This window comes from Azospirillum sp. TSO35-2, assembly GCF_003116095.1.
In the GTDB taxonomy this organism is placed as follows: domain Bacteria; phylum Pseudomonadota; class Alphaproteobacteria; order Azospirillales; family Azospirillaceae; genus Azospirillum.
Map to the genome: position 1 here is coordinate 304,585 of NZ_LGRA01000013.1, position 22,625 is coordinate 327,209.

Annotated in this window: 23 protein-coding genes and 1 pseudogene; 12 read left to right on the forward strand and 12 right to left on the reverse strand. The window is 69.4% G+C overall.

Going from position 1 to position 22,625, the window contains the following annotated elements; all coding sequences use genetic code 11:
• Positions 1–143: 143 nt before the first annotated feature.
• On the forward strand, positions 144–401 hold the full coding sequence (locus TSO352_RS08735; protein ID WP_109106956.1) for a hypothetical protein: 258 nt from the start codon (positions 144–146) through the stop codon (positions 399–401).
• Here TSO352_RS08735 and TSO352_RS08740 read toward each other — a convergent pair.
• Positions 373–714 (reverse strand): annotated as a pseudogene (locus TSO352_RS08740) (YnfA family protein). The gene TSO352_RS08735 and the pseudogene TSO352_RS08740 sit on opposite strands and share 29 nt — an antisense overlap.
• 192 nt (positions 715–906) lie before the next feature.
• Between TSO352_RS08740 and TSO352_RS08745 the strand changes: the two are divergent.
• From TSO352_RS08745 to trpE, 5 genes are all read left to right on the forward strand, one after another.
• Positions 907–1,110, forward strand: a complete 204-nt coding sequence (locus TSO352_RS08745) for a hypothetical protein (RefSeq protein WP_109106957.1) — start codon at positions 907–909, stop codon at positions 1,108–1,110.
• A gap of 20 nt (positions 1,111–1,130) precedes the next feature.
• Positions 1,131–1,460 carry a hypothetical protein gene (locus TSO352_RS08750; RefSeq protein WP_109106958.1) on the forward strand — a complete coding sequence of 110 codons (330 nt, stop codon included), beginning with the start codon at positions 1,131–1,133 and terminating at the stop codon, positions 1,458–1,460.
• 107 nt (positions 1,461–1,567) lie between these two features.
• Positions 1,568–1,750 (forward strand): CsbD family protein, encoded by a 183-nt coding sequence (locus tag TSO352_RS08755; protein ID WP_109106959.1) that lies wholly within the window; start codon positions 1,568–1,570, stop codon positions 1,748–1,750.
• 188 nt (positions 1,751–1,938) lie between these two features.
• Positions 1,939–3,819 (forward strand): SurA N-terminal domain-containing protein, encoded by a 1,881-nt coding sequence (locus tag TSO352_RS08760; RefSeq protein WP_109106960.1) that lies wholly within the window; start codon positions 1,939–1,941, stop codon positions 3,817–3,819.
• 62 nt (positions 3,820–3,881) lie between these two features.
• The gene (gene trpE / locus TSO352_RS08765) at positions 3,882–5,393 is read left to right on the forward strand and encodes an anthranilate synthase component I (protein WP_109106961.1); all 1,512 of its coding nucleotides are present in this window, start codon (positions 3,882–3,884) and stop codon (positions 5,391–5,393) included.
• Positions 5,394–5,804: 411 nt separating this feature from the next.
• On the opposite strand, the gene TSO352_RS08770 is transcribed toward trpE, so the two are convergent.
• From TSO352_RS08770 to TSO352_RS08815, 10 genes are all read right to left on the reverse strand, one after another.
• Entirely contained in the window at positions 5,805–7,292 is a 1,488-nt protein-coding gene (locus TSO352_RS08770) for a carboxypeptidase M32 (protein WP_109106962.1), read from the reverse strand.
• Complete coding sequence (locus tag TSO352_RS08775) at positions 7,270–8,064, reverse strand: SURF1 family protein (protein WP_109106963.1); 795 nt, start codon at positions 8,062–8,064, stop codon at positions 7,270–7,272. Before TSO352_RS08775 ends, TSO352_RS08770 begins: the two co-directional genes overlap by 23 nt.
• Positions 8,061–8,432, reverse strand: a complete 372-nt coding sequence (locus TSO352_RS08780) for a DUF983 domain-containing protein (RefSeq protein ID WP_109106964.1) — start codon at positions 8,430–8,432, stop codon at positions 8,061–8,063. Before TSO352_RS08780 ends, TSO352_RS08775 begins: the two co-directional genes overlap by 4 nt.
• An 87-nt stretch (positions 8,433–8,519) precedes the next feature.
• Positions 8,520–9,395, reverse strand: coding sequence for a cytochrome c oxidase subunit 3 (locus TSO352_RS08785; protein ID WP_199231542.1), 876 nt, complete (start codon positions 9,393–9,395; stop codon positions 8,520–8,522).
• Between the two features lie 21 nt (positions 9,396–9,416).
• On the reverse strand, positions 9,417–10,067 hold the full coding sequence (locus TSO352_RS08790) for a cytochrome c oxidase assembly protein (protein WP_109106965.1): 651 nt from the start codon (positions 10,065–10,067) through the stop codon (positions 9,417–9,419).
• Positions 10,067–10,264, reverse strand: a complete 198-nt coding sequence (locus TSO352_RS08795) for a hypothetical protein (RefSeq protein WP_109106966.1) — start codon at positions 10,262–10,264, stop codon at positions 10,067–10,069. The genes TSO352_RS08790 and TSO352_RS08795 overlap by 1 nt, the downstream gene beginning before the upstream one ends.
• Entirely contained in the window at positions 10,261–11,172 is a 912-nt protein-coding gene (cyoE, locus tag TSO352_RS08800; protein ID WP_109106967.1) for a heme o synthase, read from the reverse strand. The genes TSO352_RS08795 and cyoE overlap by 4 nt, the downstream gene beginning before the upstream one ends.
• A 91-nt stretch (positions 11,173–11,263) precedes the next feature.
• Complete coding sequence (gene ctaD, locus TSO352_RS08805) at positions 11,264–12,874, reverse strand: cytochrome c oxidase subunit I (RefSeq protein WP_109106968.1); 1,611 nt, start codon at positions 12,872–12,874, stop codon at positions 11,264–11,266.
• 126 nt (positions 12,875–13,000) lie between these two features.
• Positions 13,001–13,846 (reverse strand): cytochrome c oxidase subunit II, encoded by an 846-nt coding sequence (gene coxB / locus TSO352_RS08810; protein ID WP_109106969.1) that lies wholly within the window; start codon positions 13,844–13,846, stop codon positions 13,001–13,003.
• Positions 13,847–14,369: 523 nt separating this feature from the next.
• Complete coding sequence (locus TSO352_RS08815; RefSeq protein WP_247871988.1) at positions 14,370–15,704, reverse strand: DUF3422 domain-containing protein; 1,335 nt, start codon at positions 15,702–15,704, stop codon at positions 14,370–14,372.
• A 237-nt stretch (positions 15,705–15,941) separates the two neighbouring features.
• Between TSO352_RS08815 and tldD the strand changes: the two genes are divergently transcribed.
• The 5 genes from tldD to TSO352_RS08840 all read left to right on the forward strand — a co-directional run bounded on the left by tldD (position 15,942) and on the right by TSO352_RS08840 (position 21,339).
• Positions 15,942–17,375 carry a metalloprotease TldD gene (gene tldD, locus TSO352_RS08820; RefSeq protein WP_109106971.1) on the forward strand — a complete coding sequence of 478 codons (1,434 nt, stop codon included), beginning with the start codon at positions 15,942–15,944 and terminating at the stop codon, positions 17,373–17,375.
• A gap of 161 nt (positions 17,376–17,536) precedes the next feature.
• Positions 17,537–18,103: a polymorphic toxin type 46 domain-containing protein gene (locus tag TSO352_RS08825; protein WP_109106972.1), complete on the forward strand. Its 567-nt coding sequence runs from the start codon at positions 17,537–17,539 to the stop codon at positions 18,101–18,103.
• A 92-nt stretch (positions 18,104–18,195) separates the two neighbouring features.
• Positions 18,196–18,483: an immunity protein Tsi6 family protein gene (locus tag TSO352_RS08830; protein WP_109106973.1), complete on the forward strand. Its 288-nt coding sequence runs from the start codon at positions 18,196–18,198 to the stop codon at positions 18,481–18,483.
• A gap of 105 nt (positions 18,484–18,588) precedes the next feature.
• Complete coding sequence (locus TSO352_RS08835) at positions 18,589–19,140, forward strand: ACT domain-containing protein (protein ID WP_109106974.1); 552 nt, start codon at positions 18,589–18,591, stop codon at positions 19,138–19,140.
• Positions 19,141–19,257: 117 nt separating this feature from the next.
• Positions 19,258–21,339: a YjbH domain-containing protein gene (locus TSO352_RS08840; RefSeq protein WP_109106975.1), complete on the forward strand. Its 2,082-nt coding sequence runs from the start codon at positions 19,258–19,260 to the stop codon at positions 21,337–21,339.
• 29 nt (positions 21,340–21,368) lie between these two features.
• On the opposite strand, the gene TSO352_RS08845 is transcribed toward TSO352_RS08840, so the two are convergent.
• The gene (locus TSO352_RS08845) at positions 21,369–21,914 is read right to left on the reverse strand and encodes a PepSY domain-containing protein (protein ID WP_109106976.1); all 546 of its coding nucleotides are present in this window, start codon (positions 21,912–21,914) and stop codon (positions 21,369–21,371) included.
• Between the two features lie 361 nt (positions 21,915–22,275).
• On the opposite strand from TSO352_RS08845, the gene TSO352_RS08850 reads away from it, so the two are divergent.
• Positions 22,276–22,440, forward strand: a complete 165-nt coding sequence (locus TSO352_RS08850) for a DUF1328 domain-containing protein (protein ID WP_109107371.1) — start codon at positions 22,276–22,278, stop codon at positions 22,438–22,440.
• Positions 22,441–22,625: the final 185 nt, after the last annotated feature.

Genomic DNA, 22,625 nt, shown 5'->3' on the forward strand with positions numbered 1-22,625 from the left:
CAGCCGATGGAGGAATAAACCGCGCGCTTCCGGCGTTTGTCCGACAACTGCCCATGCATCAGGACCAAGCCCGCCGCAGCCGCAGCCGCGCCACAGAGCCGCAACAGGACCGGGGCTCAAGAAACGATAGGGAGCATCCCGCCATGACCATCGCCTTCAGCCAGATCCGCCACGCCGACGGGCGTGCGTACTACCAGGGCAAGCCGCTGTCCCTGGCCGACGCCCAGATCATGCTCAACGACGACATCCTCCGCCGTGTGGTGCGCGTCGGGTCGTATCTGCGGATCGACGGCGCAGGCCTGGTGCTGGAAAGCGGTCCCGCCTGGAGTTCGCCCCTGCCGCGCTCGGTCAACCGTCCGGTGTCCCGCGCGTTCAGCCCCCGCGCGGGCCAGCCAGGATAAGCGCCGCCCCGGCCAGACAGAGCAGCGCACCGGCCCCGTCCCAGCGGTCCGGCCGCGCGCCCTCGACCAGCCAGAGCCACAGCAGCGACGCCGCGATGTAGACGCCGCCGTAGGCCGCATAGGCGCGCCCGGCGAACGCCGCGTCGGCCCGGGTGAGCAGCCACGCGAACAGGCCCAGGCTGGCGATCCCCGGCAGGGTCCACCAAGGGCTGCGATCCAGCCGCGCCCACGCTCAGACGGCGAAGCAACCGCCGATCTCCGCCAGCGCCGCCACCGCGTAGAGCGCCAGCGTCGGCCACACCGCCCGATCCATCCCGCCCCTTCCACCATGCCGGCGCCCTCGCCACGGCCGGCGATGCTGACGTGCGACATTTCGCGCGTCAAGCACCGCCGTCCGGCAGAAACCGCCACAGCTCGTTTCAATTTAGCGTCGGCATATTACAGTGTGTTCATGGACTTAGGCGCGGGTGCAGCATAAATTCCCTATGCATGGAGGCATAAGGCAATGCTCATAGACGTAACCAACCCGATGCGGGACGCATTCGAGACGATCAGGGCCACCGACGTGATCTCCGACGACAAGAAGCGCGTGCTGTTCCAGGGGCTGGACGCGCTGCGCCGGACTCACTGCCCGACGACCACGCTTTGCGAGGAATGCCAGACGCGCCGGCGCTGCCTGACGGCGGTCGTCGACCTGCTCGGTTCCTGATCATCGCACCGGAGTCCCGCATGGGCTTTCCGCTCGACGACGAAGCGGCACTCTGCTCGATCGAAATCCTGGCCGAGGCGGTCGAAATGGCCTTCGTCCCCGGGATTCTCGAACTGCGCACGCTGCGCGACGCGCTGAACGACGCGTTGCGCTCCCGCTCGCCGGCGGCGATAAGGCTCGCCTTCAGCGCCTACACCCGCGTCGACCGCGACTTCCGCGATCGGATCAGCCATCACGCGCTGTCGCTCGCCACGTTGCGCCGCCGCACCGCCGGCCCGTTGCGCGGCGACACGCCGTCCTCCGCCCCGCTGCCGGCGGCGCTCGGCACCGACGGGCCGCGGCGGGCCTGAGCGCCCGATCGGGCGACACTCGCCCCTTTTCGTCACACCGGCGGCCGGACCCATTTGCCTTGCGTGCTGTTGTATGGGGACAACGACACGCCAAGGAGGTTGCCACCATGGACAAGGACCGGATCGAGGGCGCTGCCCGCTCCGCCAAGGGCTCCGTCAAGGATGCCGTCGGCAAGGCGACCGGCGACACCAAGATGCAGGCCGAGGGCCAGGCCGACAAGGCGGCCGGCAAGGTGCAGAACACCATCGGCGGCGCCAAGGATGCCGCCCGCGACGCCTTGAAGAAGTAACCGCGCCACCCGGGCAGTTCCGGGACCGTTCCGGACGCCCCGGCCCCGCCGATCGCGGAGCCGGGGCGTTTCCGTGCCCGCATCCCGGCATCGCCGGTGGAAATGGGCTGTTGCCGCCCCAGCATCCCCTATCTATGATGCGCCGCCCCGGCCGGATTGGCCGAACGACGCGCTCAGATTCGGGTCCCATGCTCCAGTTCATCCGCAATTTCGCCGGCTCCTGGGTCGTCAAGATCCTGTTCGTCCTGTTGATCCTCAGCTTCGGCATTTGGGGCATCGGCGACGTGTTCCGCTCGCAGACCCCCACCACGGTTGCCGAGGTCGGCAAGGTGGAGATCGGGCGCGAGGCGCTGGACCAGGAATTCCGCCGGCAGATGGAACGCCTGCGCCCGATGCTGGGCGGCAACCTGACCGCCGAACAGGCCAAGCGCTTCGGCCTGCTCGACCAGGCGCTGCAGTCGCTGATCCAGCGCACGCTGTTCGACCTCGCCGCGCAGGATTTGGGAATCGCCGTCGGGCCTGAGGTGGTGAAGCTCCGCATCGCCGACGAGCCGGCCTTCCGCAACCCGCAGGGCAAGTTCGACCCGACGCTGTTCCGCACCGTGCTGCGCAGCAACCAGCTGACCGAGGATGGCTACGTCGCGATGATCCAGCGCGAGACGGCGCGGCAACTGGTGGCCGGCGCCGTCGGCGCCAACGTCACGGCGCCGCAGCCGCTGGTGCAGCAGCTCTACCGCTACCGCGGCGAGAAGCGCGTCGCGGAGGTGGTGACCCTGCCCAACGCCTCGATCGGCGACGTCGGCGTGCCCGACGACGCGACGATCAAGCAATCCTACGACGACCATCAGGTCCGCTTCACCGCACCGGAATACCGCGCCCTGACCGTGGCCCAGCTGTCGCCCGAGGCGCTGGCCAAGGACGTCAAGATCGAGGACGCGCAGCTGCGCAAGGCCTACGACGAGCGTGCGAACGAGTTCGGGACGCCCGAGAAGCGCACGGTCCAGATGGTGGTGGTCGACGACGAGGCCAAGGCGAAGCAGATCGCCGAGGCCGCCAAGACCAAGGGCTTCGGCGAGGCCGCCAAGGAGGCCGGGGTCGAGCCGGTGACGCTCGACAACATCGCCCGCAACGACCTGCCGGAACTGGGCGACGCCGCCTTCGCGCTGGAGCCGGGCAAGGTGTCCGACGCGCTGAAGAGCGGGCTCGGCTGGCATGTCCTGACCGTGACCGGTGTGACGCCGGGCGCCGTCAAGAGCTTGGACGACGTGCGCGGGCAGCTCGAGGCGGAGCTGAAGAAGGAACAGGCGCTCGACGCCGTCTTCTCCATCGCCAACCGGGTCGAGGACCAGTTGGCCAGCGGCGCGCCGCTGGAAGAGGTGGCGCAGGCCCAGGGTCTGGTCCTGACCAAGGTCGCCGCCGTCGACAGCACCGGCAAGGCGCCGGACGGCCGCGACGCCGCCCCCAACCTGCCGGGCCTGAAGGCGCAGCTCGCCAGCGCCTTCCAGCTGAAGACCGGCGCGACGTCCAACCTCGCCGAGGGCGAGGGCAGCACCTTCACCGCCGTCCGCGTCGACAGCGTCATCCCCGCCGCCGTCCGCCCGCTGGCCGACGTCCGCGACCAGGTCATCGCCGAGTGGCAGAAGGACCAGCGCGCCGAGCGCGCCGCCAAGAAGGCCGAGGAGATCGCCGCCAAGCTGAAGCAGGGCGCCGAGGCCGCGGCGCAGGACGTGGCGACCCAGGCCGGCGCCAGCTTCGCCATGACGACGCCCTTTGCCCGCGACGCTCAGTCGGTCGAAGGGCTGCCGGGCGACATGGTCGCCAAGCTGTTCGCCGCCAAGCCGGCCGAGGTGATCAGCGGCGCCACCGCCGACGCCCAGGTCGTCGCCCGCCTGAAGGAGGTCATCCCGGCCGATCCCCAGGCGGCCGACGCCGATCTGGCGCCGGTGCGCGCCGCGGTGGAACAGGGCCTTCAGAACGACCTGATGGCCGAGTTTGCCGAGGCGTTGCGCGCCAAATACCCGGTGTCAATCCACCGCCAGCGCATCGACCAGTTCTTCGCCAGCAACTGACGCCAGCAACCGACACTCCGGCACGCCCGCGCCGGAGTGGGGGAAACAAGAGGTCCCGTGCCGTGAAGGTCCAGCCCGATACCACCGCCTTCGATGCCGCCTACGCCGCCGGTCGGCCGCAGGTGGTGTGGACCACGCTGGTCAGCGACCTGGAGACGCCGGTCTCCGCCTACATGAAGCTGGCCGATGGCCGCCCCTTCGGCTTCCTTCTGGAATCGGCGGAGCGCGGCGCCGGCTCGCGGCGCGACCGCTATTCGGTGATCGGCTTCAAGCCGGACGTGGTGTGGCGGTCGCGCGGGACGGCGGCGGAGATCAACCGCGACGCCCTGCACGACGCCGACGCCTACCGCCCGCTCGACACCGCCCCGCTGGAGGCGCTGCGGGCGCTGATCAACGAGAGCCGGATCGAATTGCCGGCGGAGCTGCCGCCGATGGCCGCCGGGCTGTTCGGCTACATGAGCTACGACATGGTCCGCCTGATGGAGCGGCTGCCGGACGACAACCCGGACGAGCTGAACATCCCGGACGCCATCCTGACCCGGCCCAGCATCGTCGCCATCTTCGACAGCCACACCGATTCGATCACGCTGGTGACCCCGGTCTGGCCGAAGGCCGGCAAGGACGCCGCCACCGCCTACGCCGACGCGCGCGAACGGCTGGTCGACGCGCTGGCCGACCTGGAGCGCCCCCTGCCCTACCGGCGCGAGCCGCGGACCGAGGACGGGCTGCCGCTGGCCTGGACCTCGAACACGACGCAGGCCGAGTATCACGCGATCGTGGAGAAGGCGAAGGAGTACATCCGCGCCGGCGACATCTTCCAGGTCGTGCCGTCCCAGCGCATTCGCTTCCCCTTCAAGCCGTCGCCGCTGGCGCTGTACCGCACGCTGCGCCGCCTGAACCCGTCGCCCTTCCTGTTCCATTGCGACTTCGGTGAACTGACGGTCGTCGGATCCAGCCCGGAGATCCTGGTGCGGGTGCGCGACGGCAAGGTCACCGTCCGCCCGATCGCCGGCACCCGCAAGCGTGGCGCCACGACGGCGGAGGACGAGGCGCTGGCCGCCGACCTGCTGAGCGACCCCAAGGAGTTGGCCGAGCATCTGATGCTGCTCGACCTCGGCCGCAACGACGTCGGCCGGGTGGCGAAGATCGGCACGGTCAAGGTGACCGCCAAGATGATCGTCGAGCTGTACAGCCACGTCATGCACATCGTCTCCAACGTCGAGGGCGATCTCGACCCGAAATTCGACGCGCTGGACGCGCTGGTCGCCGGCTTCCCCGCCGGCACGGTGTCGGGCGCGCCGAAGGTTCGGGCGATGGAGATCATCGACGAGTTGGAAAAGGCCCGCCGCGGCGTCTACGCCGGCTGCGTCGGCTATTTCGGCGCGTCCGGCGCCATGGACACCTGCATCGCGCTGCGCACCGCCGTGCTGAAGGACGGCATGATGTATGTCCAGGCCGGCGGCGGCGTCGTCGCCGACAGCGACCCGGAAGCCGAGTATCAGGAGACCGTCAACAAGTCGATGGCCCTGATCCGCGCCGCCGAGGAAACCCTGCGCACCACCGCGCGCGGGTAAGGGCACTCCCTGCAAGAACGCGAAAAGGCCGCCTTAATGGGCGGCCTTTTTTCATGCGCTTGGACGCTGTGCACAGGCGGCCAGGAGCGCTGATTCGCATTTTATCCACAGGATTTCACGCGCGTGCCGACCGACGCAGCACACATCTGCAACCTTAACGCTATAGTGCCGGGGCGGACGTGGTGGCGGGCTGGCCGCCACCACCGCCGCAAAGCAAGGAGGTAGAGGATGTCGGACCTCCTCAAACTCCTGATCCTGCTGTTGCAGATCGTCAAGGCGTGCCTTGATCTTCTGAACCGCTGATCGGATGGGCGTGCCGAGGTGTAGGACCCTCGGCACGCTTATCCCAAAGATAATCCGTTTCTGCTTCCCTGCAAGACCCTTCTGCACGCCTTCCGCGCAGACTGGCGTTTACAGATAGCGTCGCTCCAGATGCCGCTTGAACACCGTCGCGTCCAGCGGCCGGCCGGTCGCCGCGGTCAGCAGCGCATCGCCCGAGGCGTGGAAGCAGCCGGTCTCATGGACGTTCACCCGCAGCCACGCCACCAGCGGGGCGAACTCGCCGCGGGACAGCGACGGCACGATCTCCGGGTCGGCGGCGCGTGCCGCTTCGAACAGTTGTGCGGCGGTCATCGCGCCCAGGGTGTAGCTGGGGAAATAGCCCCAGCCGCCGCTCGGCCAGTGGATGTCCTGCAGGCAGCCCTGGCGGTCGTCGGGCGGCACCACCCCCACCAACTCCGCCATGCCGTCGTTCCAGGCGCCCGGCAGGTCGCGCAGCGCGAGGTCGCCGGCGATCAGCGCCTTTTCCAGGCGGTAGCGCAGGATGATGTGGGCGGGATAGGTCACCTCGTCGGCGTTGACGCGGATGAGGCCGCGCTCCACCCGGCTGTACAGCCGGCGCAGGTTGTCGGCCTCCCACGCCGGGCCGGTCCCGCCGAACGCCTCGCGCACCACCGGGGCGAGCCAGGTGATGAACTCCGGCGAGCGGCAGGCCTGCATCTCCATCAGCAGCGACTGGCTCTCGTGCACCGCCATGCCGCGCGCCTGCCCCACCGGCTGGCTCAGCCACGCCTGGGGACGGTTCTGCTCGTACAGCGCATGGCCGGTCTCGTGCAGCACGCCCATCAGCGCGTCGGCGAAATTCGCCTCGTCGTAGCGGGTGGTGATCCGCACGTCGCCGGTGGCGCCGCCGCAGAACGGGTGCAGCGACACGTCGAGCCGGCCGCGGCGGAAGTCGAAGCCCAGCCGCTCCATCAACCGCACGCCCAACTGGCGCTGCGTCTCCACCGGGAACGGCCCCTCCGGCCGCAGCGGCGCCGGCCCGGCGCTCTGCCGGTCGAGCACGCGGCCGATCAGGTCCGGCAGGAAGGCGGCGAGATCGGCGAACAGCGCGTCGATGCGCTCGACCCGCGCGCCGGGGTCGTGGGTGTCGAGCAGCGCGTCGTAGGGACTGATCCCCATCACCGCGCCCATCGCTTCCGCCCCCTCGCGCGTGCGGGCCAGCACCTCGGTCAGCGAGGGCAGCAACATGGCGAAATCGCTGTCGGCCCGCGCGCTGCGCCACGTCATCTCGCAGACCGACACCGCCTTGCTGGTCGCCTCCACCAGCTCGCCCGGGACCGCGGTGGCGTGGATGTGGTGGCGCCGCATCTCGCGCAGGTTGGCGCGTTGCCACGCGTCCAGGCTGTCGTCGGCCTCGGCCTCCGCCAGCAGATCGGCCATGCGCGGGTCGGTCGCCAGTTCGTGCGCGATGACGGACAGGGTGGCGGTCTGCTCGGCCCGGCCGTCGTTGGCGCCCTCCGGCATGATCGTCTGGGAATCCCAGCCCAGAATCCCCAGCGCGTCGCCGATGGCGGCGATGCGGGCGTGGCGGCGTTCAAGCTGTTGGTATGCGGTCATCGGGGCGTCCGTCGGTTCCGGTGTCGGCGCGTTTGCGCTGCGACAGCACGTAGATCGCGGCGAGCGTGGCGGCAAGCCCGTACCACGTCAAGGCGTACTGCAGATGGTTGTTGGGCAGCTCGACGCGCGGCTCGATCCCCGCCGGCGCGTCGCGCAGGCCGGCGGTCTGTCCCGGCAGCGCCTCCACCACCACCGGCGCCACGGCGGGCAGCGCGAGCGCCGCCGCCATCGCCGGCGGCTCGACCCGCATCCACACCGATCCCGGGGCCGGCGTGCCGTTGCCCGGCATGAACAGTCCGGGCGTCTGGGGCAGGCGGACGATGCCGCGCAGGGTGGTGTCGCCCTCCACCCGGCCGGCGGCGCGGCTGGCCGGGTCGCGGCGGTCCATCGGCACGAAGCCACGATTGACCAGCACGATCCCGCCATCCCCGGCCGCGTCGGCGCGCTGGAACGGCGTCACCACCTCGTAGCCCGCCTGTCCGGGGTGCGGACGGGCGATCACCAGCAACTCCTTGTCGTTCAGGAAATGGCCGGTCAGCGTCACCGGCCGGAACTCCCACGCCGCCGGATCGTCGATCCGTGCCGGCAGCGGCACCGGCGGCTCGGCCATCTGGCGGTCGATCCGCGCGATCAGGTCGGTCTTCCAATTGAGACGCTCGACCTGCCAGGTGCCGAGCCCGATCGTCACCGCCATCCCGGCCAGCGTGACCAGCGTGGCGCCGAGCGCCGGGCGGAATCCGCGCCGGGCGCCCGATGAGTGATCGAGGCTCATGAACCCTTCTCGACCTCGCTGCGGCGGTAGCGGTACTGGAGCGCGACCACACAGGCCTTGGCCGGCCGCAGCATGCCCAGCGTCAGGCCGAGCACGACGATGCTCCAGACGATGGCGTGGAGCCACAGCGGCCAGTCGACGGTCATCGACACCCACAGCGCCACCGGCACCACCAGGAAGCCCAGGATGAAGATCAGGAAGACGGCCGGCCCGTCGCCGCTGTCGACCTTCGAGAAATCAAGGCCGCAGACGGGGCAGCGCTCCGCCACCGTCAGGTATCCGGTGAACAGGGCCCCCCGGCCACAGCGCGGGCAGGCGCAGCGCAGGCCCGCCGTGATCGGGGAGACGTTGGTGTGGTAGTCGCTCACGCTTCGGTGACCTCCCGTTCGGGCCGTTCCGGCGCCCGTTTTCTGTGCGGCCGCCAGCCGCCGGACCGGCCCCAAGCGGGTGAACCGTCAGTGGCTGGCGACCACGCCGCCATGCCCACCCCACCAGTAGACCGACACGAACAGGAACAGCCACACCACGTCGACGAAGTGCCAGTACCAGGCCGCCGCCTCGAAGCCGAAATGGCTGTCGGGGGTGAAGTGGCCCTTCACCGTGCGGACCCAGCAGACCGCCAGGAAGATGGTGCCGACCAGCACATGGAAGCCGTGGAAGCCGGTCGCCATGTAGAAGGTCGAGGGGAAGATGCCGTCGGTGAACTTGAACGCCGCGTGGACGTATTCATAACCCTGGAAGAACGAGAACATCACGCCCAGCAGCACGGTCAAGCCCAGCGCCTTCGACGCCTCGCGGTTGCGGCCCTCCAGGATGGCGTGGTGCGCCCAGGTGACGGTGACGCCCGACAGCAGCAGGATCATCGTCATCATCAACGGCATGTCGAACGGGTTGATGACGTGGATGTTCGGCGGCGGCCAGTGGGCGTCGGGGTTGACCGCGGTCGCCTTGGGTTCGAGCGCCGCGTGGAAGAAGGCCCAGAAGAAGGCGGCGAAGAACATCACCTCCGACGCGATGAACAGCGCCATGCCATAGCGCAGGCCGATCTTCACCACCGGCGTGTGGGCGTGTTCCACCACCGACTCGCGGATCACGGAGCGCCACCAGCCGGCCATCGTGGTCAGGATCGCCAGCACGCCCAGGATCAGCAGCAGCTTGCCGCCGCCGTGCATGTAGATGACCATGCCGGTCGCCAGCAGCCCGCCGGCGAAGGCGCCGATCAGCGGCCACGGGCTGGGCTTCAGCAGATGGTAGGGATGCGGGATGCCGGCGCCCGGTTCGTGCGCGGATGGTTCTGCGTGCGGCATGTGCCCGTGGGTGATGTCGGCCATCGTCTCTCTACCCCGTTTGGTTCAGTTTGTGGCGGTCGCCCCGGGCTCCGCCTTTTGATTGCTTCCTGGCGCGGGCGCCGGCGAGGCGGCCTGCTGGGCAAGAACGGCCTCGCTGTCCTTGGCGCGGAAGAAGGTGTAGGACAGCGTGATGGTCGTCACGTCGTCCATGTTGGGATCGTCGGCCATCGCCGGGTCGACGAAGAACACCACCGGCATGTCCACCGCCTGGCCGGGCTGCATGACCTGCTCGGTGAAGCAGAAGCATTGGATCTTGTTGAAATAGCTGCCCACTTTTTCGGGCGTGACGTTGTAGACGGCGGTGCCGACGGTCGGCTTGGCGCCCTTGTTCTCCGCCCGGTAGGCGGCGAACGCGGTTTCGCCCAGTTTCAGCACCACCTCCTTCTGCTCCGGCCGGAAGGACCAGGGCAGCGCGCCGTTGGTGTCGGCGTTGAAGCGGACGGTGACCTTGCGGTCGACGATCCTCGCCGCGGCCTGCTCCGCCCGCTGCGTCGTGCCGCCGAAGCCGGTGGCGGCGCAGAACAGGCTGTAGAGCGGCACCGACGCGTAGGTCAGCCCGATCATGCCCAGCACCAGCCCGAACAGCGAACCGACCATCAGCCGGTTGCGGCGGCGGATCCGGTCGCCGGAGGGGTTGTTTTCCGGGGCGGCCATCAGTGCCCCGCGCTCATCCGGACGACGGTGATGGCGTAGAACAGCACCACCAGCGCCAGCAGCGCCGCCAGGACGGCGAGGTTGCGGCCGCGCAACCGCTTCAGCCGCAATGCCTCCTGGCGCCGGACCTCGTCCGCCCGCGGTGCATCCGCCCTGGGCGGCGAGCTGTCGGAAAGATCGCGGTCCATCACGGTCATGCCCCACCTCCAAGCACGAGCCGCTCGCCGATCATCACGGCGAACAGCAGGAACAGATACAGGATCGAGAAGCCGAACATCTTCTTGGCCGGCGTGTCGTCGGTCGACCGCAGGACGCGGACCGCGCAGCCGACGAACATCAGCCCCAGCAGGCTCGACACCGCCAGATAGAACGGCCCGGAAATCCCGACGACATACGGCGAGGCCGCCACCGGCAGCAGGACCAGCGTGTAGACCAGCATCTGGCGCTTGGTCGACAGCGGCCCGGCGACCACCGGCATCATCGGCACACCGGCGCGGGTGTAGTCGGCGTTGCGGAACAGGGCCAGCGCCCAGAAATGCGGCGGCGTCCACAGGAAGATCAGCAGGAACAGCAGGATCGACGGCAACTCGACGCCGCCGGTCACCGCGGCCCAGCCGATCATCGGCGGAAAGGCGCCGGCCGCGCCGCCGATGACGATGTTCTGCGGCGTCCGCCGCTTCAACCCCATGGTGTAGACGAACACGTAGAAACCGATGGTCAGCGCCAGCAGCGCCGCCGCCGTCCAGTTCACCGCGATCCCCATCACCAGCGTGGCGAAGACCGACAGGGTGACGCCGAAACCCAGCGCCTCGTCGGCGCCGACGCGGCCCGACGGGATCGGACGCTTGGCGGTGCGGGTCATCACCGCGTCGATGTCGCGGTCGTACCACATGTTGATGGCACCCGACGCCCCGGCGCCGACGGCGATGCACAGCACCGCCACCGCGGCCAGGAAGGGGTGGATGTGGCCCGGCGCCAGGACGATCCCGGCCAGGCCGGTGAAGACCACCAGCGACATGACGCGCGGCTTCAGCAACTCGATGTAATCACCGGCCGATGCCCCTCCCGGCCGGTCGAGCGTCAGTTCGTTGGTCATGTCGGTCATGAATTGTCCCTTATCCTCTGGCCCTGGATCAGTCGGCCGTGCTCCCCATTGGCGGGCGATGCTTTGCGGCGACGCCCGCCGGTTAGCACGGTCACTTGACCTGCGGCAACGTCTCGAACGCGTGGAACGGCGGCGGGGAGCTTACCGTCCACTCCAGCGTGCCGGCCTGCGGCCCCCAATAGGCGGCCGAAACCCGCTCGCCGCTGCGCAGCGTCCGGATCGCGATCCAGACGAACAGCAGGGTCGAGGCGAAGGAGATGTAGGCACCCAGCGACGAGACCATGTTCCAGCCCCAGAAGGCGTCCGGATAGTCCGGAATGCGGCGCGGCATGCCCGACAGGCCCAGGAAGTGCTGCGGGAAGAACACCATGTTGACGCCGAGGAAGGTCGTGTAGAAATGGACCTTGCCCCAGAATTCCGGATACTGCCGGCCCGACATCTTGCCGATCCAGTAGTACCAGCCGGCGAAGATCGAGAACACGGCGCCCAGCGACAGCACATAGTGGAAGTGCGCGACGACGTAGTAGGTGTCGTGCATGTAGTTGTCGAGGCCGCCGTTGGCCAGCACCACGCCGGTGACGCCGCCGACGGTGAACAGGAAGATGAAGCCGATCGCCCACAGCATCGGCACCTTGAAGTCGATGGAGCCGCCCCACATCGTGGCGATCCACGAGAAGATCTTCACGCCGGTCGGCACCGCGATGATCATGGTGGCGGCGGTGAAGTAGGCCTTGGTGTTGACGTCCAGGCCGACCGTGTACATGTGGTGCGCCCACACGACGAAGCCGACGACGCCGATCGCGACCATGGCGTAGGCCATGCCGAGATAGCCGAACACCGGCTTCTTGGAGAAGGTCGAGATGATGTGGCTGATGATGCCGAAGGCCGGCAGGATCATGATGTAGACTTCGGGGTGGCCGAAGAACCAGAACAGGTGCTGGAACAGGATCGGGTCGCCGCCGCCTTCCGGGTTGAAGAAGGTGGTGCCGAAATTGCGGTCGGTCAGCAGCATGGTGATCGCGCCGCCCAGCACCGGCACCGCCAGCAGCAGCAGGAAGGCGGTCACCAGCATGCCCCAGACGAACAGCGGCATCTTGTGCAGCGTCATGCCCGGCGCGCGCATGTTGAAGATGGTGGTGATGAAGTTGACCGCGCCCAGGATCGAGCTGGCACCGGCCAGATGCAGCGCGAAGATCGCCATGTCGACCGACGGCCCGCTGTGGCCGACGGGGGAGGACAGCGGCGGATAGATGGTCCAGCCGGTGCCGGCGCCGGTGCCGACGAAGGCGGAACTCAGCAGCAGCAGGAAGGCCGGCACGATCAGCCAGAAGCTGATGTTGTTCATGCGCGGGAAGGCCATGTCGGGCGCGCCGATCATGAGCGGCACGAACCAGTTGCCGAAGCCGCCGATCAGCGCCGGCATGACCACGAAGAACACCATGATCAGGCCGTGGGCGGTGATCAGCACGTTCCACATCTGGCCGTCGCCGACGATCTGCAGACCGGGCGATTGCAGCTCCATCCGCATGATGACCGAGAACAGGCCGCCGATCAGCCCGGCAATCACCGAGAAGATCAGATAGAGCGTGCCGATGTCCTTGTGGTTGGTCGAATAGAACCAGCGCTGCACGAAACCTGGGACGTGATGGTCGTCATGTCCGTGCTCATGCCCCTGTGCATGTCCCGGTGTGGCGTTTGCCATGTCTTCAACCCTTTGTCGCTGTTCCTGGCCGGTACCGGCGGCTGTCCCTCGGCGGGGACGGCGGGCGGCGGCTGGGTACGGTTCTTCTTGGTCGCGTGGTCCCGTCGGCGGGGGTGCGATGCGGCGTTACTCGACCAGCGTGCCGGTCGGGCGCTGCGCCACGTCGCGGTCGGCGTCACGGGGGGCGTAGGCCGTCTTGGCCTTGGCGACCCAGGCGTCGAACGCCTCTTTCGAGACGGCTTCCACCGCGATCGGCATGAAGCCGTGGTTGGTGCCGCAGATTTCGGAGCACTGGCCGTAGTAGACGCCCTCGCGTTCGGCCTTGAACCAGGTCTCGTTGATGCGGCCGGGCACGCCGTCCTTCTTCAGGCCAAAGGCGGGCACCGCCCAGGAATGGATGACGTCGCTGGCGGTGACCAGCACGCGCACGGTGGTGTTGACCGGAACGACGACGCGGTTGTCGACCTCCAGCAGGCGGCGCTGGCCCGGCTTCAGTTCCGGCTCCGGGATCATGTAGCTGGAGAAGGTGATGTTGCCGTGGTCGGGGTATTCGTAATCCCAGTACCACTGGTGGCCGGTGACCTTGATGGTCATGTCGGCCTGCGGGATGCGCTCCGCGGCGTAGAGCAGCTTGAAGGACGGCACGGCGATCACGATCAGGATGATCACCGGCACCACGGTCCAGGCGACCTCGAGCAGCGTGTGGTGCGAGGTCTTCGACGGGACCGGATTCCTCTTGGAATTGAAACGGACGACGCAGTAGGCCAGCAGCGCCGCGACGAAGATCACGATCAGCGTGATGATGACGTTCAGCAGGTCGTTGAACGAGGTCATCAGGTGTTTGACCGGCGAAGCCGAGGGCTGCATGCCCATCTCCCACGGCCGCGGCTCGTTCGCCAGCGCGCTTCCCCAGGCTCCGACCATCGACAGGACCGCCGCCAGCCCGGCGGCGCACAGGCTTTGCCTTTTCATCCCCAACCCCTTCTTAGCCGCGACGTTCGTGTCGAGCCGCGGTCGTCTCTTCCCGCCGACGCTCCCTTCGCCCCTGGTTGTTCGGTCCGTCACCTGTTGGTGCGGTCCATCGTTGGGCTTGTCAGCGAACGCCAGTTTATGCAGGGATCACGCCATGTTAGCGCGACATTTACCCGCAGGCGGAGCTTATCCCCTCGCCACGCTGGGTTACAAGCCTTTCCTCTCTCCCACTCTCGGCATAGACTTTTCCTCGCGTTGAGCCGTGTCAGAGGAACAAAGGTTGAGCCGGCGGCGGGGGCAATCCATGCGGCATTCTGTCGCAGTCCGTTGGAACAGCGGAGTTTTCTGCCAATGGTCGGCCGAAAGGAACATGCGCCAAGGCGCGGCGTCGCGCAGAATTGTTGCGACGCACCAACGCGACTCCGGCCCTCGCTGCGGGGCCGGCCGGGGAATCAGAATGGTGGAGCTGCGGGTTCGGGACCAGTACCGCGAAGGTGGTAGCGTCCCGCCCCTTCGGCCGCCGTCAGTGCGGGTTGGTCAACACCTTGCGGATCCGCCGGACGCCGGACCAGACGAAGGCGATGACGATGGGGATCATCACGCCGACCAGCATGTCGGGATCGATCTTGAATCCGAAGCCCTTCAAGCCCTTGGCGGCGTAGCCGACGATGCCGACCAGGTAATAGCTGATCGCCACCACCGACAGCCCCTCCACCGTTTCCTGCATGCGCAGTTGCAGGTGGGCGCGGCGGTCCATCGACTGCAGCAGCTCGGCGTTCTGGCCTTCCACCGCGATCTCCACCCGGGTGCGCAGCAGGTTGCTGGCCCGCGCCACCCGCTGCGACAGCGAGTTGAGGCGCTGTTCCACCGCCTCGCAGGTGCGGACGGCGGGGGTCAGGCGGCGGTCCATGAACTCCTGCACCGTCTGCAGCCCCTCGATCCGGATCTCGCGCAGCTCCTCGATTCGGCGCTCCACCAGCTCGTAATAGGCGCGGGCGGCGCCGAATCGGTAGGCGGTCTCGGCGGCGATCTGCTCGGTCTGGGCGGCCAGCAGGGTCAGCCGGTCGAGCAGGTCGCGCTCGTCCTGCAGGCCGCGCAGGGTGGCGATGCGCGTCGTGACGTCGGCCAGCCCGGCCTCGATCGGGTTGATGCGCGGCAGCACGCCGCGCGCCATCGGCAGGGCCAGCAGGGCCAGCACCCGGTAGGTCTCGATCTCCATCAGGCGCTGGACGACGCGGCCGGTCTGGCGCGGCGTCATCGAGTGGTCGATGATCAGCATGCGCGAGAAGCCGTCGCCATGGATGCGGAAGTCGGTCCAGGCGGTGGCGGAGCGCCCGGCGATGCGCGAGCCGACGTAGCTTTCCGAGCCGAACATCGCCGCCATCATGTTGGCCGACGGCTCCGGCGTCTCGGGGTCGAGCACGGCGACGTGGATGCCGACCAGCAGGTCGCCCGGCAACCCGGCCAGCCAGTCGCGCGGCAGTGCCGCCAGCGCCGGGTCGAGGAAGGGGTCGACCAGCGTGCCGGCCGGCATGGCGCCGGGACGGAACACCGTCCAGGCGGAGAATTCGGTGTGGCGCTCCCACTTCAGGTGAAAGCTGCCGAAGGAGGCGCTGTGGTGGGTGGCGCCCTGCGGCGGGCGAACGACGCCGGCCCAGTCGCACAACGCCTCCAGATGGCGGCGGTCCGCCTCCCCGGCGCCCTCGCCCGACAGCATGGCCAGCATGGTGGCGCGCATCGGCGAGGTCAGCGCCTCCGGCGGGCGGGCGTGGACCTCGTTGGTCAGGGTCTGGCGCAACGGGTGGTCGCGCAGCGGGCGCGAGCCGATGACGGCGCCGTCGCGATCGAGGGTTCCCATGCTGGTCTGAACCGCACCGCCGGTCATGATGATACCCCCCTTCGTCTGCCCTGTTGCGCCGCCGGGCCTTGCCGCCAAGCCTTGCCGGATGCCGCGCGCGACGCCACACTATACAGTGTCCGTTAGAACACATCGCACGGCTGGGCGCGAGGGCGCCGGCTATGACACTGTGTCCTACCTTGGAACGAGTCCGCATCCGGTCGCGATCCGGCCCACCATCAGATTCTCGGAGTGTCCATGAGCGCGCTTGCCGTCACTGACGATCTCTTCTTCAACCGCGCCGGCATGGACCGCGCCCGCGTGGAAGGCGTCGTGCAGGAGGCCCTGCACAACGCCGACGATGGGGAGCTGTATCTGGAATACGCCCAGAGCGAATCGCTGGGCTGGGACGATGGAAAGCTGAAGTCGGCGAGCTTCGACACCACGCAGGGCTTCGGCCTGCGCGCCATCGCCGGCGAGGCGACCGGCTTCGCCCACGCCAGCACCCTGTCGGAGGACGCGATCCGCCGCGCCGCGACCACCGTGCGCGCCGTGCAGAGCGGCCACACCGGCACCCTGGCGGAGCCGCCGGCGGGAACCAACCGCGCGCTCTACATCCCCGACAACCCGCTGCACCTCGTTCCCTTCGAGGAGAAGGTGAAGCTGCTGGCCGACATCGACGCCTACGCCCGCGGCAAGGACGAGCGGGTGCGGCAGGTCAGCTGCTCGATCAGCGGCGAATGGCAGGCGGTGCAGATCCTGCGCGGCGACGGCGTGCGCGTCGCCGACCTCCGCCCCCTGGTCCGCCTGAACGTCTCCGTCGTGGTGGCCGAGGGCGACCGGATGGAAACCGGCGGCTATGGCGGCGGCGGCCGCGTCACCTACGAGCACTACATCCAGCCGGAAACCTGGCGCGGCTTCGTCGACGAGGCGCTGCGGCAGGCGTTGGTCAACCTCGCCTCCGTCCCGGCCCCGGCCGGCGAGATGACGGTGGTGCTGGGCAGCGGCTGGCCGGGCATCCTGCTGCACGAGGCCATCGGCCACGGGCTGGAGGGTGACTTCAACCGCAAGAAGACCTCCGCCTTCGCCGGCCTGATGGGCCAGCGCATCGCCGCCCCCGGCGTCACCATCGTGGACGACGGCACCATCGAGAACTCGCGCGGCTCGATCAGCGTCGACGACGAGGGCACCCCCGGCCAGTGCACCACGCTGATCGAGGACGGCATCCTGGTCGGCTTCATGCAGGACCGCATGAACGCCCGCCTGATGGGCATGCGCCCGACCGGCAACGGCCGGCGCCAGAGCTTCGCCTACCACCCGATGCCCCGCATGACCAACACGGTGATGCGCGGCGGCAGCCACACCCCGGACGAGATCATCGCCTCGGTGAAGAAGGGCATCTACGCCAAGAACTTCGGCGGCGGCCAGGTCGACATCACCAACGGCAAGTTCGTGTTCTCCGCCAGCGAGGCCTACCTGATCGAGGACGGCAAGCTGGGCCCGGCGGTGAAGGGCGCCACCCTGATCGGCAACGGTCCGGACAGCCTGACCCGCGTGTCGATGATCGGCAACGACAGCCGCCTCGACCCCGGCGTCGGCACCTGCGGCAAGGACGGCCAGGGCGTGCCGGTCGGCGTCGGCCAGCCGACCCTGAAGCTGGAAGGCCTGACGGTCGGCGGCACCGCCGCCTGAGGCGGGACGGCCTGCCCTGAACAGGGCGCGCTTTGATGCTTTGACAAGGGGCCGGGCCGTGAAAGCGGTCCGGCCCCTGTCGCATTCCGGGCTTGGCAGGCTCGATTGCGTGGGTATCGTTCCTCCGGAGATTCTCAACCTCCCGGATTGGATGACACCCCATGCACCCGTTCGCACGCATTGCCAAGGGATCGATGCTCGCGCTCTGCCTGACACTGGCGATGGCGTTGCCGGGGCCGAGTCATGCCCAGACCGCGCCGACGCCCGATCAGGTGACCGCCGCCAAGGCCGCCGGCACCAGCGCCGACCAGTTGAACGCGCGCGTGGTGGTGGCGAGTTATTTCTACGCCTCGACCGACCTCACCTCCGCCCGCTACGGCGACGACGCCAAGGACATCGATTTCTCCAAGCCGGTGGAGGTGATGGAGGTGCCGGCGGGCACGACCTGGTTCCAGTATGTCCGCACCGGCTATGACAGCGTCCGCTTCGGCAACTTCTTCTCCCCGGTGGTGACCGCCACCCCGGACTGCCTCGGCATCTCGGGCGCCGGCCGGGCGGAGTACAAGGCGGTGCTGCCGGCCGGCCAGGGGCTGAAGTCGGTCGCCGCCCCGATCGTCGACAACTGGACCACCCCCGGCACCAGCGTGCAGACCCAGGGCGGCTGTGCCCAGGTCGTGGTGCCGAACAGCGTCAAGGCCGGCGTCACCAGCGGCGGTGCCGTGCCGTAAGGCGCGCAACCCTCCGCCGCCATCCGCTGTTCACCGGACGGGGGTCGGCGGTCCAGACTGCGCCCCGCCGCGTTTTACCGGAGAGCCCGACCATGCCCGACATCGCCACCACCGACGAACTGCGCCGCCGCATCGCGCGGGCCTCCGTCGGCATCGCCGCGCTGGCACGGCGGGAGCCGGACAACCGTTGGCTGACCAGCATCCAGCGCCAGCTCGACTATGTCGACGGCGAGGCGCGCGCCGGGCGCGACCGGCTGGACCGGGCGGCGGAGCTGAATTTCGGCCTGCTCGCCTCCCACTACGTTGACGACGTCGACCCGGCGCTGGCGGCGGAGCTTCACGCCATCAGCGCCGCCACCCGCCGCCTGTTCGGCGGCTGAGCGTCATTTTGTGCTGGCGTTCCCGGCACCCCGCTTCGATGATCGCCCCATGAGACGGTGCGGCCGAGCCCCGCCCACGAAGAAAGTCGATACGGGAGACGAGCCATGACGGGATCGAGTGAGACGGGATCGGCTAGGGGACTGGCCCTGGTCTCCACCTTCTGCCCCGACCGGGTCGGATTGGTGTCCGGCATCACCAGCCACCTGTTCGAACAGGGCATCAACCTGCGCGACGCCACCTTCGCCTCGCTCGGCACCGGCGCCGAGTTCTCGGCCGTCTGCGAGTTGCCCGACGGCCTGACGGTGGAGGAGGTGCAGGGCAGCCTGTCCTCCCTGCCCGTCCTGGCCGGCGCCGAGGTGAAGGTCACCCTCTTCGCCTTCGACCCGCAACCGGGTCCGCAGGCGCTGATCACCCACCGCGTCGAGGTGTCGGGCGGCGACCAGCCCGGCCTCGTCGCCCGCCTGTCGGAAATCTTCACCCAGTTCGACGCCAACATCGTCCGCCTGGACGCCCAGACCCTGCCCGACCGGGCGGGAGAGCGCTATATCCTGCGCTTCTCGGTGTCGATCCCGGCCGAACGGGCGGAGGTCTGCCTGTCGGCGGTCGCCAACACGGCGGAAACGCTCGGGCTGACCTGCCGGACCGAGGCGCTGTAGCAGGGCGCAACGCACGCGCGTTCCGGCAAAAAGCTCCCCTCATTCTTTTTGCGGTTGCATCCATACGCATGAATCGCGAAGGATCGGCGCCATACCCGCCTCCTTCGCGATCAGCGCGTGCGCATCCCTCTTTGCCTTCTCATCCTCTCCGTCACGCCGGCCCTTGCGGAGGAGCCGTCCGTCAGCCTCTCCGACTGGGGCGGCGTCGGGCTGTTGCAGATGCCGAGCGCCCGCATGGCGCCGGACGGCTCGATGAGCGGCGGGTTGACCGCGCTCGGCGATCTGCACCGGCACGCGACGATCTCGGCCCAGCCGCTGCCCTGGCTGGAGGTCACGGCGCGCAACAGCGCCTACCCCGGCTATTTCGGCCTCAGCGAGCCGGGGCTCGACCTGAAGGTCCGGCTGCGGGCTGAGGACGGCAACGGGCCGGCGCTGGTCGTCGGCGGGCGCGACGTTACCGGTGCCGGGCTCGACCTGCCGGGCAAGGGGCGCTTTGCCGGCGAGTATGTCGCGCTGTCGCGGCGCTGGTGGGACCTTGACCTGACGCTCGGGCTTGGCTGGGGCACGCTGGGCGAGGCCGGGCATTTCCGCAACCCGCTGCGCGGCCTGGGCGGCCGGTTCCGCCGCGACCGCGACCCGTCGTCCTGGCCGACCGTCCGCGGACCCAAGGCGTGGTTCGGCGGCGAGCGGGTGGCGTTGTTCGGCGGGGCCGAGTGGCAGACCCCGCTGCCGGGGTTGAGCCTGAAACTGGAATCCTCCGGCGACCGTTTCCGCGCCCAGCGCCAGGACGAGCCGGGCTTCGACCCCGGCAGCCGCTACAGCGTCGGGCTGTCCTACCGCCCGGTGCCCTGGGTCGATCTGGGCGCCGCCTACGAACAGGGTCGGCGCGCCATGCTGCGGCTGACGGTGCGCTACGACCCGGCGGTCGACGCCGACCGCGGCACGCCACCCTCCCCCACCATCGGACCACGGCCGTCCGCCGACGCGGCGCTGTCGCCCGACGCGCTGGCGCTGGTGGCGCGCACCCACGGACTGCCCGCCCGCGCCGTCCGCATCGAGGGGGACACCGCGACGCTGTGGCTCGACCCCGCCGGCACCGGCCGGCGGCCGGCGGCGCGCGAGGTCGGCGACGCGGCGCGGCTGCTCGCCGACCTCGCCCCGCCACAGGTGGAGCGACTGCGGCTGGTCACCGGCGCCGCCGGGCTCGACGGCGCCGCCGTCACCCTGCTGCGCCGCGACCTGGAGCAGGCCGCCCGCCACCGCGGCAGCGCCGAGGAGATGTGGCGCACCGCGCTGGTGGAGCCGTCGGCCGGACCGCCGCCGGGCCGCGGGCCGGGTCGTTGGCGCCCGCGGCTCGACCTGTCGACGCGGCTGGTCGCCACCTTCGATCTGGCGGAGCTGGGGACGCCGTTGGTCCAGCGCACCCACACCGACGTGATGCTGCGGGGCGAACCGCTGCGCGGGCTGGTGCTCGGCAGCGGGCTGCGGATCAACGCCGGCGACAACCTCGCCCTGCTCGACACCAACGCGCTGCCGACGGCCCAGCCGGTGCGCAGCGATCTGCCGCGCTACACCGGGCGGCCGCTGTCGCTCGACCACGCCTACGCCGCGTGGCTCGCCAGCCCGCTGGACGGGGTGACGACGCGGCTGTCGGCCGGTCATATCGAGGAGATGTTCGCCGGCTATGGCGGGGAGGCGCTGTACCAGCCGCTGGCCGCCCGCTGGGCGCTGGGGCTGGACCTCAACCATGTCTGGAAACGGCGGCCGGAGCGCCCGTTCGGCCTGGAGCGCAACGACGCGCACGACACCGGGCACGCCAGCCTCTACTGGGAGGCGCCGGGGGCCGGCACCACGACGGCGCTGCGGTTCGGCCGCTATCTCGGCGGCGACTGGGGCGGCACGGCGGAGGTGATGCGGCGCTTCGACGGCGGTGTCGCGCTGACGGCGCACGCCACCTGGACCGAGGGGCCGGACGGCGGCCAGAGCCGCTTTGGCGGGCGGATGGACTGGGGGCTGGCGCTGGTGGTGCCGATCGCCGCGTCGGGCTGGCTGCCGGTCGGCGGCACGGTGGAAACCGCGGTGCGGACGCTCGGGCGCGACGCGGGGCAGCGGCTCCAGCAACCGCTGCCCCTGTATGATCTGCGGGTGCCGGGCGGCTTCGGGCGGCTCGCCGGCACTTGGCAGCGCCTGATCGACTGAGGATCAGCGCCCCAGAGCAACGCCCCGGATCAGCGCCGGGGCGCGATGCTGCCGGTGTGCGGGTCGAGCACCACCGTCGACCATTGGCCCTTCTGGTCCATCGCGCTGGCGACATAGCGGTCGCCGTCCTTGCGGAAGTCGCGAACCGCGCTGTAGCCCGCCGCGCTGAGCTGGTTCAACAGCGTGGTCTGCTGGAGTTCCAGCGGCTTCTGTCCCCGGCCGCGGCGCCCGGTGACACTGGCGTCCGAAGAGGTGCGCCGGCCGCTGTCGGAGTAGGAGGAGCCGGACGCCGCGCGGTCCTTCGACCCGCCGGTGCTGCCCGACTGCGCGCGGTGCTTCACCGCACGGTCGGGTTTGGTGCCCGGCCGGGCGTTCATGTCGTGCCAGGGATCGTTCTGGTTGCCGGGCAGGCTGTCGATGACCGGCGCCTGGCTGGTGCCGGACGAGCTGGTCGACTTCTGCATCGGCGGCTCCGTGCCGTCGTTGCGCGACCCGGTCGAGGTGCCCTGCGCCATCGCGACGGGGGCGGCGGCCAGCGTCGCGGCGAGCACCGCCAGACAAAGCGTGGTTCTCATCAATCCCTCCTGTCCCTGTCCTGCGGCCGGCCCCGCCGGGATCGGCGAAACCGTCGGCCGTCACGACAAGGTCAACACCCGGGGCCGCCGCTTGTTGCCCGGAAACCGCGAACGCCGGGTCGACACGCATCGCGACGCGCAGCATCGCGATGCGCCGACCGGGAACATCACGCCGGGTTGGCTGTTCTGCTTCCTGAATGCCGCCGTAACGCCTCTGCTTCCGTCACCTTGGCCGGTCTTGCCCGATCGGCCGCGGCGACGGACGGGAGACCGCGGGACGGCGGATCCGGCCACGACTTGTCTCATGCGCGACGCCCGAAATCCTCAACACGAGATCTTCGGCCGAGCGAGGGAGGGTATGATGCTCTATTGGGCTCTCGTTTTCTTCGTCATCGCGCTGATCGCCGGCGCGCTCGGGTTCGGTGGGATCGCATCGGCCACGTCCGGCATCGCGCAGATCCTGTTCTTCCTGTTCCTGGTCCTGTTCGCCATCAGCCTGATCATGGGTCTGGTCCGCCGACGGTAGGCTGACCAGTCGACCGGGCGATCCGCCGGTTCTTCCCTTCCATCCGGGAACCAGCGGCGGATCGCACGGTTGACTCCCCCCGTGACGACCCGCGTTGGCGCCTCGTTCCCCCCGATGCGGCAACGCTCTCTTCCCGGATGTGACGTCCTGGCCGGCAGGCCCTGGCGGCGCTTCGATTGTCCCCG